This window comes from Peribacillus sp. NPDC097264 (genome assembly GCF_050277925.1).
In the GTDB taxonomy this organism is placed as follows: domain Bacteria; phylum Bacillota; class Bacilli; order Bacillales; family DSM-1321; genus Peribacillus.
The window spans coordinates 62456-78560 of sequence record NZ_JBNNSR010000004.1 but is presented as its reverse complement, the minus strand read 5'-3'; the positions used below and the strand labels follow the sequence as shown (position 1 = coordinate 78560).

The window sequence follows — 16105 nt, the reverse complement described above, 5'->3', positions numbered from 1 at the left end:
ACTTCCTCCTTCTGCGATAGTAAGTTCCCGCCTATGATATCTTTGATTTTACCATATTGATTCCAAAATGACCGTTCACACATTCCAATGATTTTCTCAATTACCCATACTTGACAAAAATATATTATCCTTTATCATTTTTTATATGGAATTTCTGGAAGGGACTTGACACATGAAACGTTTAATCGCTTTTTCCATCCTTTTTATCCCGGGAGCATTTGCCGCGTACGGAATTAAGATAATGCGGGATATGGTATTCGGCATTCTCCAACCTCCCTATCCCATGCTTTGGATCCAATTTTTAATTGGACTGCTGATAACGATAGGAGGGATAGCCTTTATCGCAGGGTTTATTCTTCACCGGGATCGTAAAAAAGACAAAGTTCAAAGTAGATTTAACAAATTTTAAACACGTCGAACAAGGGGGCATGAATCACATGGCCCCCTGTTTTTTTACTTTTCATAATTTGCCCTTACTATTTTTGCTTTTTTCGGAAAATCGGTGATGATGGCACTGCAACCCAATTTGAATAACCGCTTCATATCTTCTTCTTTATTAACGGTATAGGGCCGAACCAGGATCCCATCGTCCATGGAAGATTGAATGATCGAGTCTGGGGCTGATCGGATACTAGGATGTATCGCACTTCCACCAATCGCACGTGCATATACCCAGGGCATATACATAAATTCCCGGTACAATGGTGCGGTTTCTATTTCTGGTGCCAACTGATGGCAAAAAACCAGACTATAATGATTAAAGGAAGAAATAATGATTCGTTCTTCCAGCTCATACGCCCGGATGAGCCTAATGACCTTTGCTTCTAGTCCCGGATACATAAAAAAGGTGTTCTTCAACTCAATAATGCAAAATAGATGGGTATGGTACAACCACTTCAACAGTCCATCAAGCGTAGGAATTCGCTCTTCACACCCTTTACCCGCATAGGATGAAGCCGCATTCAAGGTTTGCAACTCTTTTAATGTCCTGTCTTTCACAAAGCCAGAGACACCTGTGGTTCGATCAAGCTTTTCATCGTGAATAACGACTACTTCGCCATCCTTTGAAAGCTGCACATCCATTTCAATTCCCTCCGCTCCAACACGAGCAGCCTCTCGGAAAGCCACCATCGTATTTTCAGGATGGGTTCCTGCCGATCCCCGGTGTGCGAAAATTAACGTCATAAAAACTGCCCCCCACAAAAATTTCAGTAGATCTTCAATTTTATGAATAGGCGCAGTCGGATATTAATTTAAGATTAATCAAAATGCAAATAATTATTTTCCGCATAGAACGTTCCTTTTGTTAAGTCGTTCAATTTTTTCTCCATGCTTTTAATTTGCAGTCGAGTATCAGGAAATGCCATTTGCCCGATGGTAATTTCCCCATCCCCCTTGGATTCAAGTGTATCCATCAATGATTTACGTTTTTCATCGATTTGAAAAATCTCACCATTCAAGCGTTCAAGCTGATCTTTGGTATGTTCATATTGATAATTTTGCGAAACATTCAATTGTCCGACGAACATTTCATAGACCTCCAGCTTTTCCTTCATTAATTCCAGCTCTTGAACCTTTGCCTTATAACGGAGTAAAGTTTCATTCAATTCCTCTTTTAAATTCATACGATTAAAGCCCTGTACATTTACGATGGTCTTCCGTTCCATTCTATTCCCGATGACGGCAGCCCTGACTTTTCCATGAGCTTCAATAACGCCCCCAATCAATTTTCCTTTCTTTTCATCAGTATAGATATTTTTTGCTTTCAGAAAACTTCCAAGCGAATAATATCCGATATGTATGCTTTCCCCTGCATGTAAATGGCTTTCATTAGCATGCTTTACGTAAATATTTCTACCTGCAGAGATTTCGGAAACCCCTTTTCCAAAAATACCGCCTTTAATGAATACATCCCCCTTTTTCGAATAAATTCCTTTTACATTACTTATCCCCAGCTCACTTAAAATGGATATATCCTTGGTTGCCGTTACCGAAAAATTGTCAAGAACCGATCCTTTTATGGTAACGCTTCCTTCGAATTCGATATTACCTGTTTCGATTCCGACATCCCCCTCAATGACAAGGTGATTTCCTACACTGATTTTCCCGCCTTTGAACTCCACCACTCCATCTGTCATGGCCCTGAGAACGATTTTACCTTCACTTTCAATTGCCTCCACAGTTTTTTGGTCATATTGAAGCTTTTTATTTTTCCCCTTCTGTGCGAGAACAAAGTCCCCTGTAATGGACCTTCCCATCGTCCCTTCTGTAGGAGGGGTCTTTTCACCAAGCCACTCTCCCTTTTTTACTTCATCAAGGAAATTCATATCGTAATAATCGGCCTTTCCATCCTCACGTATCGCAGGCTTTCTATCCGACCTTTTGTAATAGGTGACAACAGCATCCGTTCCATGAACCGGCTCAATGCCTTTAGCCACAACAATTGATTCTTTCACTTGTAACTGATTTTGCATGACATGCATTAAGATTCCTTCTGAAATATTCTCACGTTGTAGATCCTGTAAAATCATCCCCACTATTTCTGACTGGTGATTCATCAAATAATCCGCAGAACAATTAATCTTTACACTTGCTGTCAGCTTGTCTTCCGCTATCTTCCACTCCAAGAGTGGTTTTTGTTTACCCACTTTGATTTTTTCCCCGCTAGCCTGTATAAGTGCATCCTTTAAATCTTTAAAATTATCCAGTGAGATTTGTGGATATTTATTCAGGATTGGATTCAATTGCAGAATGGAAAAACCTTTTTGAAAAACGGTCATATATACTATTTCTTCTTCCATTTCCAAGATGAAATATTGATTTTCTTCATAAATCACAAACTTTCCTCCTCGTGCCTACGAATATATACCTATAATTATAAGCCATGATCTCATAAAAAAATCTAAAAACATACATATTTTACTAAGTAATTTGATATTTGCAAAAATTCATCCTATATAAAGCCCTATATCCAAACAAAAACGCCTTTTATTTATTGGATTCTTCAGGAATAATCCAATAAATAAAAGGCGTTTATAAAAAACTCATGGACTTACTCATACTTGCCTAAAAAAAGGCAACTACACCTTATCAACTTAAAAGCGCCACGAGTTCTACTATATTTTATTTAGCGGCTCTAGCCTCTTTATGGTCAGTTGTTCATTAAAAACAATCCGTATCCCCTAACCCTGTCAAGAAGCTTTGTGTTCAAGACGTAGCTTATCTGCGACCATCGCAATGAATTCCGAATTCGTAGGTTTCGCCTTTGTCATGCTGACGGTATAACCAAATAAAGACGAAATCGATTCGATATTCCCACGACTCCATGCCACTTCTATGGCATGACGGATGGCACGTTCAACCCGGCTAGCCGTTGTATTATATTTTTTCGCGATATCCGGATACAGCACTTTTGTTATGGATCCCAATAACTCAATATCATTATAAACCATTGAAATGGCTTCCCTTAAATATAGATATCCCTTAATGTGTGCCGGCACTCCAATTTCGTGGATAATGCTTGTGATACTTGCATCAAGGTTTTTCGGTTTTGACTCATTTTGAGGACGGTAACTAAACTGACTATGGTTCTTTAGAACTGACTGTCCTTTGTTGCTCACTTGACGTATATGGTTGGACAAGTTCTCCATATCGAAAGGTTTCAGGATGAAATATGAAGCACCTAAGTCCACAGCCTTCTTCGTAACATCTTCTTGACCGAATGCAGTAAGCATAATTACATTAGGCATGTTTCCCCGTTTAACTTCACGAAGTTTTTCCAATACCCCTAATCCGTCTAAATGAGGCATAATAATGTCAAGAATCAAAATATCCGGATCAACGCTTTCTAGCATCCCCATGCAATCTTGACCATTATGTGCAACACCGATTACTTCCATGTCATCTTGTGCAGAAATGTATTCTTCCAGAAGACCAACCAGCTCTCTATTATCATCTACCACGCATACCTTGATTTTTTTCACTCTTGATTTCCTCCTCAACTACAATGGTCTTTTTTCTATATGACTAAATTCTATTGTAATTGAACTTTTCGACAATGGAAACTAAATTCCTTTTATTTTCGAAAAAATAAAAGGAATTCAATATTTTTCTCCGGATATCTCTTGTTTTCGACTTCGTTTGCTACCTGAAGAACTGCTTTGTCGAAAAATCTTCATTTATTTTCATTTTAGCACAATTCTTTCAAAAAACCTCTTTTCCAAGATAAATCATTTTAGTTGCTATTGATATTGAACCAAGTAAAAAAAGGTATCCAGTTGGATACCTTCGATGGTTAGCTTGCTTTCTCATAATCCTCTTTGTCATATATATTGATACCGGCTTCGTTTAGCATCCATTCAATATGGACTCCATACCCGCTTGTAGGATCATTGACAAATACATGGGTAACGGCACCGATTAATTTACCATTTTGTATGATTGGGCTACCGCTCATTCCTTGAACGATCCCGCCCGTTTTTTTGAGTAATTCTTTATCAGTCACTTTTAAAACCATTCCTTTAATTGCAGGAAACTTTTGTGGAATGGAGCTGACTATTTCCACATCAAAGGCTTCTACTTCTGAACCATCCACCACCGTAAGAATTTTGGCTGGCCCTTCCTTCACCTGGTGAGAAAGGGTGATGGGTAATGCCTTATCCATAACACCATTTTTGAAATCTTGATTTAGTTTCCCAAAAATCCCAAAAGGACTATTACGATTAATGTTACCTATTTTTTCTCTGTTAGCCGAAAAACGAGCCAATTTTTCTCCTGGGTCCCCATTACTCCCCTTTTCGATGGAAGTGACCATTGATTGTACAATCTGCCCATCTTTCACGACGATTGGTTTTTTTGTATCCATATCCGATATGACATGTCCCAATGCTCCATACTTTTTCGTATCCGGGTGATAAAATGTCATCGTCCCGATACCCGCTGCTGAATCACGGATATACAGACCTAATTTGAAGATTCCTTCATTTTTATCTTTTAGAGGCATGAGCGAACTGTGAAGCACTTCATTATCACGATTGATCACGATCTTCAACGGTTCTCCCTTTTCACCTGCCTGCTGGACAAAAGGAGTGACGTCGCCCATCTTTTTTATGGTTTGGCCATTGATTTCCGTAATGATGTCCCCGACTTCCACTTTTGCTTTTTCACCAGGGGATTTTTTTCCTTGAGGTGTATCAACAAGATGATGACCGACCACGAGCACACCCAACGTGTTAAGTTTAACCCCTATGGACTGCCCACCGGGGATGACTTTAAAATCTTTCAGCACTCTTATATCAACCTTCTTGGCAGGTAAGCCCGCCACATCAAGCAACACTTCGTTCGTACCTGGCTTTTCGGCACCTAGTGTAATGGAGGCTTTCTCATCATGGACCGAAATTCCTTGACTTGAATCTGAAGCTTTTGCTGAAACAGGTAATGACTTGGAAATACTATAGTGACTACCCTCAAAGAGTACAAGCTGATTTGGAATTAAAAAATATTCACGAAATGGCTGGTATAACCCTAATGTTAATAGCGAAACAAGGAGAATTCCACCGATGATTCTGTTGATCCATACTAATTTCAATCCATTCACTCTCCTCGCTCTCTAAAACTTTATGGCTACCCCTTTAATTTAGCCCTCATGACAATCATTTATAACAGCTGGACAAAATAAAAGCTATCCGTTTTTGGATAGCTTTACAATGAATGCTTATGATAAGTTCTGATACCTTCTTACTTAGAAACATCATGAAGTGATTTTCATCTTTTTAGCAAGCTGAATCAATTCATTGGCATGCTGTTTGGTTAAATCCGTTATCTCGACACCGGATATCATCCGGCCAATTTCTCGGATTTTCTCGGTTTCTACCAGAGGCTTCACCGAAGTGTTGGTACGACCTGCCTTCACATTCTTGGCGATGAATAGATGAGTATCCGCCATCGCGGCAACCTGAGGTAAATGAGAAATGCAAAGCACTTGGGAACCCGTGGCCACTTTGTAAATTTTTTCGGCAATGGATTGAGCAACCCGACCACTTACACCTGTGTCTACCTCATCAAAAATGATGGATGTAATCCCTTGGTGCTTGGAAAAAATACTTTTCATCGCCAACATAATCCGGGACAACTCTCCTCCAGATGCAATCTTTGACAATGGTTTTAAAGGTTCTCCAGGATTGGTGGATATATAAAATTCCATGTGATCGAGACCAGATTGATTAATCCCACGTTCTGACAGCTCATCAAAAGTATAGGCCGTTTGATGAAAATGTGGTTCGAATATGGTCTTTTCCATATATAGATCCTTTAATTCCTGATGAATGCTCTTCGTTAATTGCTGGGCGAATGTTTGTCGGAGCTCAGACAGATTTTTCGCTTCAATAATCAAATCCGCCTTTATTGATTTAAGTTCCTTTTCCAGTTTTAAGATATGACTTTCCCGATTTTGAAGCTTTTCGATTTCTTCTTCAATACCTGCACCATACTCTAAAATCTCTTCGATGCTGCGCCCATATTTTCGCTTCAATTGGTTAATTTCATTTAGACGGCTTTCGATGAACTCCACCCGTTCAGTATCGTAATCCAAGGAATCCAATTGATCTCTAATAGTAGAAACCGCTTCCTCAAGCAAGAAATAACTATTTGAGACGGTTTCGGAGCTTTTCTTCAGTCCTTCATCCAAGTTGGCCGCTTCCTCCATATTACTCATGGCAACTGAAAGCCAATCCACGGCATGTTGCTCTCCATTTAAGGCATTATAACTCGTCTGGAGGGCCTCATGAATCTTCTCGAAATTGTTAATCCTTTTTCGTTCTTCCATCAATTCTTCATCTTCATGAAGCTTCAACTCCGCGTTTTGGATTTCATCGGCCTGAAACTGGATCAAATCTAATCGATGGACCATTTGCTGTTCGTTCTGACTCAAATTATTTAACTGCTTGGATGTCATTTCATAATTCTTATATAGCTTTTGGTATTCAGCAAGTGCGGCCGCGATTTTTTCCCCGCCAAACTGGTCCAGCAATGGAAGATGAAGTCGTTCATCCATTAATTCCTGATGTTCATGCTGACCATGAATATCGATTAATGTTCGCCCTATCTCTCGCAATATCGCAATCGTAACCAATTTTCCATTGACCCTGCATACACTTTTACCACTCAGTGAAATGTCCCTTCGCAGGATAGCCATTCCATCATTCATATCGATGCCAAATTCTTTCGCCTTAACAAATACCGGATGGGTATCATCTTCTATTTGAAATAGGCCTTCTATCTCAGCCTTCGATTCACCATGGCGTATGAATTCTGCCGAACCACGCCCTCCAACCAATAGATGCACGGCATCAATGATAATGGATTTACCTGCCCCTGTTTCCCCCGTTAATACCGTCAATCCTGTTTCAAAAGAGACGGACAGGCTATCAATGATCGCAAAATTCCTAATCGAAAGTTCTGTTAACAATCTAGATCACCTCTTCAAAATATTAGAGCATGTCCAAGAATTTGCCGGAAATGATCTTTGCGTCTTCTTCAGAACGGCAAATAATTAAACATGTATCATCACCGCCGATGGTTCCGAGTATTTCTTGCCAATTCAAATTATCTATCAGTGCACAAATTGCTTGGGCATTTCCTGGTAACATCTTCATGACTAGCAAATTATTTGCAGCATCAATGCGAACAAAAGCATCAACCAGCATTCTTTTTAATTTCTGTAATGGATTAAAACGTTGGTCAGCCGGTAAGCTGTATTTATACCTGCCGTCAGATAACGGTATCTTTACAAGGTGAAGTTCCTTAATGTCTCTTGAAACAGTTGCTTGTGTAACGTTATACCCCGCATTTTTAAGTTCTTCCACTAAATCGTCCTGTGTCTCAATATCATTATTCGTAATTATTTCCCTTATTTTTATATGACGCTGTCCTTTATTCATAAGTAGAAGCACCTCTCAACTGTTGCTCATTTTAATTATCATCGTTGCCCTAACTTTAGCAAGCTGACCATATGTAATTGCTTTACTTTTCCTAATCCTCACAAACGTCCCTAACACACAAGAAAACCGTCGAAGAAAGAGGCTAATATTAATGTTAGCGGATTTTTATACAATTGTACAACTTTTTTCTCTAATATACATTTCTTATCCCTTATTTTGTACTAAAACTTTCTTTGCATACTTTTTCTAAACCTTGGTGCATGAACATGAACCATTTCAAGAAAAAAAGCTCCTTTAGCTAACCATTCAGCCAAAGGAGCCATACGAAGACTTATCTATTCTTTTTTAAATTGGGCATGGGCTTCCCCAACGATATCATCCACCGTTTTGGATAGTAGCATATCTCCCACTTCTTTTGGGCCCTCCCAAAATAAATGGAGCAGAAATTCTATGTTGCCGTCCCCACCAGTAATAGGAGAGAAGGAAGCATCTTTAATATCGTATCCTTCCATTTGTGCAAAGGAAATAATCTTGTTCAACACTTCTTTATGAATTTTAGGTTCACGGACAATCCCTTTTTTGCCAACTTGACCCTTCCCCGCTTCAAATTGAGGTTTTACAAGTGCCACGACGTCGCTTTTTGGAACAAGCAAGGTTTTTAACACAGGTAAAATCAAAGTGAGCGAGATGAAAGATACATCAATGCTTGCAAAGTTAGGCATCTGTCCATCTAAATCAGCAGGTGTGACATAGCGGAAATTAGTCCGTTCCATGACCTTAACCCGCTCATCTTGTCTTAACTTCCATGCAAGTTGATTATAGCCAACATCAAGAGCATAAGACATGATGGCGCCATTCTGTAAAGCACAATCGGTAAAGCCCCCAGTGGATGAGCCGATATCCAGAAGGATCTTTCCATCGACGTGTAAATCAAATTCTTTCAATGCCTTCTCAAGTTTCAGACCACCTCTTGATACATAAGGCATCACTTTCCCTTTTATCGTCAATTCAAGATCAACCGGCACTTTTTCCCCTGGTTTTTCATATCTTTCTTCATTTGCATAGACAAGCCCAGCCATCACCATACGCTTTGCTTTTTCACGCGTTTCGGCCAATCCTTGTTCTACTAATAAAACATCTAATCTTTCTTTCGCTACTTTCATATTGTCAGGCCCTTTTTTCTTTTTTTGGCGTTATCATTTTAATCTTTTTCTTAACCGTATCCGTTGTTAGGCCGATTTCTTCCAGTAACTCGTCCACACTACCGTGTTCAACGAAGTAATCTGGTATGCCCATTCGGTCAATGATTGCCCCGTAGAACCCTTGGTCATGTGCATATTCAAGTACTGAACTACCGAATCCACCTTGAAGAATGGCTTCTTCAATTGTCAATATTGGCATTTTCTCGCCAAGTAAGCTGCTAAGCATCTTTTCATCAAGAGGCTTTATGAAACGAGCATTGATAACCTTTACAGAGTAGTCCTCTTTTTCAAGTTGGGCTGCTGCTTCAAGAGCCATCGGAATAGTTGTCCCAAATGTTAAAATGGCAACGTCCGATCCTTCTTTCAATACTTCCCATGAACCAATCGGGATTTGTTGTAATTCTGTATCCATGACGACTCCCTGTCCATTTCCGCGCGGAAAACGCATGGCTATGGGACCATCATCATAATTAATGGCTGTATTGACCATATGCTGACCTTCATTTTCATCTTTAGGCATCATCAATACCATATTAGGAACATGGCGTAGGAACGCGATATCGAACACACCTTGATGCGTTTCCCCATCAGAACCGACAAGACCGGCACGGTCAATGCCAATAAAGACATTCAAGTTTTGACGGCAGATATCATGTACCACCTGATCATACGCTCTTTGCAAGAAGGTTGAGTAAATCGCCAAAAACGGTTTCATTTTCTGGGTTGCCAACCCGGCTGCGAAAGTAGCTGCATGCTGCTCAGCAATTCCAACATCATAAAAACGCTCAGGAAATTCATTCGCAAAACCGACTAACTTCGATCCAACGGGCATCGCAGGTGTTATCGCGACGATACGTTCGTCATTTCGTGCAAGCTTACGTACCGTTTCACTTACTAACGCACTCCAAGCTGGCCCTTTACTAGGTGATTTAACGAAGTCACCCGTTTCAATTTTGTATGGGCCTGTTCCATGCCAATTGCCTGTCGTATCAAGCTCAGCAGGTGAGTACCCTTTTCCTTTTTTGGTAATTACGTGCAATAGGACAGGACCCTTAGTTTTCTTGGCAAATCTCAAGTTATCTAACAGTTCTTCATAATTATGGCCATCTACTGGTCCAAGATAGGTAAAACCTAACTCCTCGAAAAACATGCCGGACACCAACAGGTATTTCATACTGTCTTTCAAGCGTTCGGCCGTTGCTGCTAGTTTGCCACCGACTGCGGGAATCTTTTTCAAGAACATTTCCAACTCGTCTTTTGCCCAGTTGTATTTTCCTGCTGTCCTTAATCTTCCCAGTACCGAGTGCAAGGCGCCTACATTAGGGGCAATGGACATTTCATTATCATTCAATATAACGATCATGTCCTTTTTCTCATCACCGATATGATTCAAGGCTTCAAGAGCCATTCCACCTGTAAGGGCGCCATCCCCAATCACTGGTAGGATAAAACTCTTTTCACCTTTGATATCACGGGCTGCAGCCATCCCCATGGCAGCGGAAAGAGAGGTCGAGCTGTGTCCCGTTTCCCATACATCATGAGGGCTTTCAATCATTTTTGGAAAACCACAAAGCCCTTTGTATTTCTTTAACGTATTAAACTCTCCGGCTCTTCCTGTTAAGATTTTATGAACATAAGATTGATGACCTACATCCCATAAAATTTTATCATTCGGACTATCAAATTCTTTATGAAGCGCGATTGTCAACTCGACCACGCCTAAATTGGGACCGATATGCCCACCAGTTACCGATAATTTTTCCACGAGGAATTTACGAATATCCACACTTAATTCGACAAGCTCTTCATTATTCATTTTCTTCAAAAATGAAGGGTCTTTTATAGATAGAAGATCCAAACAGGACCACTCACTTTCTGTCATTTCCGGTTGTAAGCATAATCAGAGCCTCAAAAGCGACTATTATAGAAGGCTTGACCGAAAAATTCTTTTTAAGTTAAAAAATAGCCGCCAACACCCAGGTGATTTCGGCGGCTTTATATACCTATTTTATCACGTATCGTCATTTATGAATTCATTTTCTGTTGCATAAATTTTCACAATGAGTATACCATAAAACTTTGTTTGATAACAAATTTGGTAATGCTCAATGATCTCGATTCGCTATTAGATCCGTTAATTCATTCAATAGGCCCGTTTGTAATTTCGTTTCCGCTAAGGAAGCATGCGCCAATTGGATATGATGATTCAACTTGTCCTTGGCTCCCTGTAGCGTCAGCAGGGAAGGATAGGTGCTTTTGTGGTTCGCCGCGTCACTGCCGACAGGCTTACCAATAAGCTCGACCGAACCTTCAATATCCAGGATATCATCCCGGATTTGAAAAGCAAGTCCCAAGTGATAAGCAAAATCGCGGAGATGCTGACGTTGATTGGCATCGGCTCCAGCTAAGATGGCACCTGAAAGGATGCTTGCCGCCAATAGTTTCCCCGTTTTATGTTCATGAATATACTCCATTTCTTTAAGGGTCAGCTGCTTTTCTTCGCCTTCCATATCTGCTACTTGTCCTCCAACCATTCCTTCTGCACCGGCGGATTTTGCAATTTCAGTTACTAAATCCAACTTCATCTCCGCACTCACTTCGGGGTCAGACATTTCAGCCACCAATTGGAAGCTATATGTAAGTAAGGCATCACCCGCGAGTACGGCCACCGCTTCACCGAAAACTTTATGATTCGTCGGTTTTCCGCGTCGGAGATCATCATCATCCATCGCTGGCAGGTCATCATGAATCAAAGAATAAGTATGAATCATTTCAATTGCCGCTGCAGCCGGAATCCCCAACCTCAAATCTTTTCCGAATGCCGACAATACCGAAAAGACCAATAAAGGACGGATGCGTTTTCCGCCTGCCTCCAAGGAATAGGCCATAGATTCTTTGACACTTTCTGGAGCGTTCAATTTCTTCACATATTCAACGACTTCTTTCTCTATTAACGCTTTATACTCTTTCGAAAAAGTTTCGAACGTTGCCGTACTCATATTATTCTTCCTCCTGAACCGCAAAGTTTTCCAGTTCTCCATCTTCGCGTAAAATTTGCGTTAATTGATCCTCGACAGTTTTCAACTTGGTATGGCATAGTCTGGATAAATCCATTCCTTGTTTATAAATGGAAATGGCTTTTTCCAATGGTACATCTCCTTCTTCCAACTGTTCTACAATTTTCTCGAGGTTCTCCATCGCTTCTTCAAATGTAATATCCTTTTTGTTAGTCATGGCTCAATCCGCTCCTTTATTTCGGTTATCTCACATTCAAGTGTTCCGTCTTTTATCGAAACAGCTATCTTATCTCCAGTGGATACTTGCTGTGTGCTTTTAATTAACGTCTCATCTTCAGTAAAGACTAACCCATAGCCCCGCTCCATGATCTTCAGTGGGCTTAGAGCCGATAGAGTGGCAGTCATTGAAACGAATCGCTGTGATTTTTGACGATAGATGGCTTCCATAGTCTTACGCAGCGCTTTTTCGTACTGCTGCAGGTTTTCCTTTGAAGTCCTGACCAATTGCTCAGGATGCTGTTTATTCAGAACTTCAGTCATCTGATTCAATTCATCCCTTTTCTTCAGGAAATATCGCGTACTGGTTTTCCCTAACCTCTCTGTTGCCCTATCCAACTGTTCAAGTTTTTGTTCGTACATTTTATGAGGGTAACGGAATGCGTAAGACCTTTCAAGCCTACTCAAATGTGTACGATTGGCATTCACTTGCTCCTGGATGGAACGTGTCAAACGATTCTTGCGATTCATCAACCTTTCCAATATTTCATTCAGGTGAGGCACTGCAAGCTCTGCTGCCCCCGTAGGAGTCGGTGCACGCATGTCAGCAACAAAGTCAGCAATCGTGAAATCCGTTTCATGCCCCACTGCTGAGATAATGGGAATATCCGAATCATATATCGACTCAGCTACTATCTCTTCATTGAAGGCCCAAAGTTCCTCGATGGAACCACCGCCCCTCCCAACTATCAGCACATCGGATTCTGCTCTTGCATTGGCCAGTGAAATCGCCTGTGCAATCGATTTAGCAGCATTATTTCCTTGTACAAGAGCTGGATAAACAATGATTTTAGTAATGGGATAACGCCGCTTGATGGTCGTTATAATATCCCTTAAAGCTGCCCCAGTCGGTGATGTAATGACCCCCACCGATTTGGGGTATTGCGGAATCGCTTTCTTATGTTTAGCCAGGAATAATCCTGCTTCTTCCAGTTTTTTCTTTAACTGTTCATATGCAATGTATAGATCCCCCACACCGTCAGGAGCCATGCTTTTCACATAGAGCTGATACTGTCCACTGGCTTCGTATAGGGATATATCTCCCCTTACAAGTACCTTCATCCCATTTTCAGGTGTGAATTTCATCCCTTTGTTGTTAGCCGCAAACATGACAGCCAGCAAACGGGCTTTCTCGTCTTTTAAAGTAAAGTACATATGCCCACTTGTATGCTGTTTGAAATTGGATATTTCCCCTTTTATGTATGCATTTTGCAAATGCGGATCCACATCGAACTTTCGTTTAATATATTTTGTTAAAGCCGACACACTTAAATATTGTTGGTCGCTCATATAATGTCTCCTTCCGACAGAATCGGATATAAAGGGAACCAGCCTTTACTACAGACTTATAGTCCCAGTTAATCTTTACATAGAAAAAAGCGGTCTCTTGTTATTATAAAACAAGAGGTCCGCTTCTTTAAAATAATTTGGCATTTTTTTTAACTTTTCATTGTTTGTTTATCCAAGTTAAGTGTTTTCTGAGCAGATTTAACAGTATTCTTCATGAGCATCGTAATCGTCATAGGACCTACGCCTCTAGGTACAGGGGTAATGTAAGAAGCTTTTTCCTTCACTTCTTCAAACGAAACGTCTCCACAAAGCTTACCTTCATCATTTCTGTTCATGCCAACATCAATCACGACGGCACCCTCTTTAATGTGGGCACTGGTGATTGTATCTCTTTTACCGACGGCAACCACGACCACATCAGCTTGTTTAGTAAAGTAAGCAAGGTCACTCGTCTTAGAGTGGCAATATGTAACCGTTGCATCCGCATTCAAAAACAACTGTCCTGATGGTTTCCCTACGATATTGCTTCTTCCGACAATAACGACGTGCTTGCCTTCAAGGTTATAATCGATATGTTCAAGCATGACCATAATTCCATACGGCGTGCACGGCAAGAAAGCATCCTGTCCCGTCATCATCCTGCCGATGTTGATTGGATGGAACCCATCAACATCCTTCTCAGGTGAAATCGCTTCAATAATCGCTTTTTCCTGAATATGTCCAGGTAACGGCAGCTGCACCAAAATCCCATGAATGCTGTCATCCTGGTTTAATTCATCGATGTTCTGTATTAATTCCTGCTGTGTTAAATCCGCAGGTTTTTGGATTAACACGGAATGCATGCCTAAATCTTCACAAGCTTTTTGCTTATTTCGCACATAAGTTTGTGAAGCCTGATTGTCACCGACTAATATAACGGCCAATCCGGGCACAACATTTTTTTCACGTAATTGTTGGACTTCCTTGCTAATATCCTGCCTTACCGACTCTGCAATTTCTTTACCATTAATGATTTGAGCTGACATGTGTAGTTCCTCCCAAGTTAACTTTTGCTAAAGAAATTGCGGAGACCCATCAGTACCTAAAATAGCTTTAGTTGCCGACTTTTTCTTTGACTTTGGATAAAACGGCATTCACAAAGCTGCTTGATTGGTCATCACCGAATTTCTTAGCAATTTCTATAGCTTCATTCATCGCAACACTTACCGGGACATCCTCACAATGGATCATTTCATAAACTGCGATACGCAGTAGATTCCGATCGATATTTGCGAGTCTTTCCAATGTCCAGTTTTCCAAATTATCTCTGATCATTCCATCAATCTGTTCACGCTTTTCCGCTATCCCTGTAACTAATGTTTCGAAATACTCGTCAGTGGGTGCACCGTTCAGCACACTTTCCATAGCTTCTTCCGGTTCTGACTTGGCGATATCTATTTGGTATAGTGCTTGAAGGGATTTTTCACGGGCTACTCTTCTTTTCATAATCTTACTCCTTTGACATCTACTATTATATATGAAAATGCTAGTACAGACGAACAATAATCAACAATTTATCGAAAATATTAAGTTCTTTATCGTAATTTCTATAGATTCATCTATTTTCCGCTAACAAAAACGTCAAAATACTCTCCATGACATGAACCTCTATGCAATTTCTCATGAGGATTCACGTTAAATGGATGTTTCGCCATTTAACTTTTGTACAACGGATCATGTTATATTTTTTCGAAACTGCCAAAAGTCCCTGCTTAGCTTTCATGATCATATTTCATCTTTTACACTCTAACAGAAAACCCACGTAAATTAAAGGGAAACTTCCATACACCGCCTTATTATGTTCGTATAACAGAATATTATGAGAGCGGGATGGATTCATTGAATAAAGACTCAAAACAAAAACCCGACATATAGTCGGGTTTTTGCAGGTTTTAGTTAGAATGATGCCGATTACACTTCTTGCTCGTAATCCGTTTCATTTTTTGCATTTTCGAAAGCTATTCCAACAACATGAATGTTTACTTCTCCCGCGTCGATAGCAGTCATATTTAGTAACGCTTCACGAATATTGTCTTGAACTTCCTGTGCAATTTTCGGAATAGACACACCAAATTTCATCACACAATATAGATCGACTTTGATCGTTTCACCTGTTAAGTCTACTTTAACACCTTTGCCGTGGTTCTTCTTGCCAAGCTTTTCTACTACGCCTGTCGCAAAATTCCCCCGCATATGTGCTACACCTTCCACTTCCGATGCAGCAATACCCGCGATAACTTCTATAACCTCAGGTGCAATCTCAACTTTACCAAGTCCACTATTGTATTCATCCATTTCGAGTAACTTGCCTTCCAATTCACTCATTCTAAAAGCACCTCCTGTC

At 40.4% G+C, this 16105-nt stretch carries 15 protein-coding genes; 1 reads left to right on the top strand and 14 read right to left on the bottom strand.

Annotated features, from left to right (window positions below; translation table 11 throughout):
* Positions 1-172 precede the first annotated feature (172 nt).
* Positions 173-409 (top strand): DUF2627 domain-containing protein, encoded by a 237-nt coding sequence (locus tag ACQKL0_RS07440; protein ID WP_402869389.1) that lies wholly within the window; start codon positions 173-175, stop codon positions 407-409.
* Between the two features lie 44 nt (positions 410-453).
* Here the strand turns inward: ACQKL0_RS07440 and ACQKL0_RS07435 are convergent, their stop codons facing one another.
* The 14 genes from ACQKL0_RS07435 to ACQKL0_RS07370 all read right to left on the bottom strand — a co-directional run bounded on the left by ACQKL0_RS07435 (position 454) and on the right by ACQKL0_RS07370 (position 16086).
* Positions 454-1185: a glycerophosphodiester phosphodiesterase gene (locus ACQKL0_RS07435; RefSeq protein WP_407408375.1), complete on the bottom strand. Its 732-nt coding sequence runs from the start codon at positions 1183-1185 to the stop codon at positions 454-456.
* Positions 1186-1259: 74 nt separating this feature from the next.
* Positions 1260-2837, bottom strand: a complete 1578-nt coding sequence (locus ACQKL0_RS07430; RefSeq protein ID WP_407408373.1) for a DUF342 domain-containing protein — start codon at positions 2835-2837, stop codon at positions 1260-1262.
* Positions 2838-3191: 354 nt separating this feature from the next.
* Positions 3192-3983 (bottom strand): sporulation transcription factor Spo0A, encoded by a 792-nt coding sequence (spo0A, locus tag ACQKL0_RS07425; protein ID WP_402869392.1) that lies wholly within the window; start codon positions 3981-3983, stop codon positions 3192-3194.
* Positions 3984-4294: 311 nt separating this feature from the next.
* Positions 4295-5596, bottom strand: coding sequence for a SpoIVB peptidase (spoIVB, locus tag ACQKL0_RS07420; protein WP_402869393.1), 1302 nt, complete (start codon positions 5594-5596; stop codon positions 4295-4297).
* A 153-nt stretch (positions 5597-5749) separates the two neighbouring features.
* On the bottom strand, positions 5750-7465 hold the full coding sequence (gene recN, locus ACQKL0_RS07415) for a DNA repair protein RecN (RefSeq protein ID WP_427686840.1): 1716 nt from the start codon (positions 7463-7465) through the stop codon (positions 5750-5752).
* A gap of 22 nt (positions 7466-7487) precedes the next feature.
* Positions 7488-7937, bottom strand: coding sequence for a transcriptional regulator AhrC/ArgR (gene ahrC, locus ACQKL0_RS07410; RefSeq protein ID WP_402869397.1), 450 nt, complete (start codon positions 7935-7937; stop codon positions 7488-7490).
* Between the two features lie 335 nt (positions 7938-8272).
* Positions 8273-9100 (bottom strand): TlyA family RNA methyltransferase, encoded by an 828-nt coding sequence (locus ACQKL0_RS07405; RefSeq protein WP_402869399.1) that lies wholly within the window; start codon positions 9098-9100, stop codon positions 8273-8275.
* 4 nt (positions 9101-9104) lie between these two features.
* Positions 9105-10997 (bottom strand): 1-deoxy-D-xylulose-5-phosphate synthase, encoded by a 1893-nt coding sequence (gene dxs, locus ACQKL0_RS07400; RefSeq protein ID WP_402869401.1) that lies wholly within the window; start codon positions 10995-10997, stop codon positions 9105-9107.
* A 247-nt stretch (positions 10998-11244) separates the two neighbouring features.
* A complete protein-coding gene (locus ACQKL0_RS07395) occupies positions 11245-12138 on the bottom strand; it encodes a polyprenyl synthetase family protein (RefSeq protein WP_427686838.1) in 894 nt (297 codons plus the stop codon).
* Between the two features lies 1 nt (position 12139).
* Positions 12140-12373 carry an exodeoxyribonuclease VII small subunit gene (locus ACQKL0_RS07390; protein ID WP_402869405.1) on the bottom strand — a complete coding sequence of 78 codons (234 nt, stop codon included), beginning with the start codon at positions 12371-12373 and terminating at the stop codon, positions 12140-12142.
* On the bottom strand, positions 12370-13722 hold the full coding sequence (gene xseA, locus ACQKL0_RS07385; protein ID WP_402869407.1) for an exodeoxyribonuclease VII large subunit: 1353 nt from the start codon (positions 13720-13722) through the stop codon (positions 12370-12372). The genes ACQKL0_RS07390 and xseA overlap by 4 nt, the downstream gene beginning before the upstream one ends.
* Before the next feature lie 149 nt (positions 13723-13871).
* The gene (gene folD / locus ACQKL0_RS07380; protein ID WP_402869409.1) at positions 13872-14747 is read right to left on the bottom strand and encodes a bifunctional methylenetetrahydrofolate dehydrogenase/methenyltetrahydrofolate cyclohydrolase FolD; all 876 of its coding nucleotides are present in this window, start codon (positions 14745-14747) and stop codon (positions 13872-13874) included.
* A 67-nt stretch (positions 14748-14814) separates the two neighbouring features.
* A complete protein-coding gene (gene nusB / locus ACQKL0_RS07375) occupies positions 14815-15207 on the bottom strand; it encodes a transcription antitermination factor NusB (protein ID WP_427686836.1) in 393 nt (130 codons plus the stop codon).
* Between the two features lie 465 nt (positions 15208-15672).
* Positions 15673-16086: an Asp23/Gls24 family envelope stress response protein gene (locus ACQKL0_RS07370; protein ID WP_402869413.1), complete on the bottom strand. Its 414-nt coding sequence runs from the start codon at positions 16084-16086 to the stop codon at positions 15673-15675.
* Positions 16087-16105 lie beyond the last annotated feature (19 nt).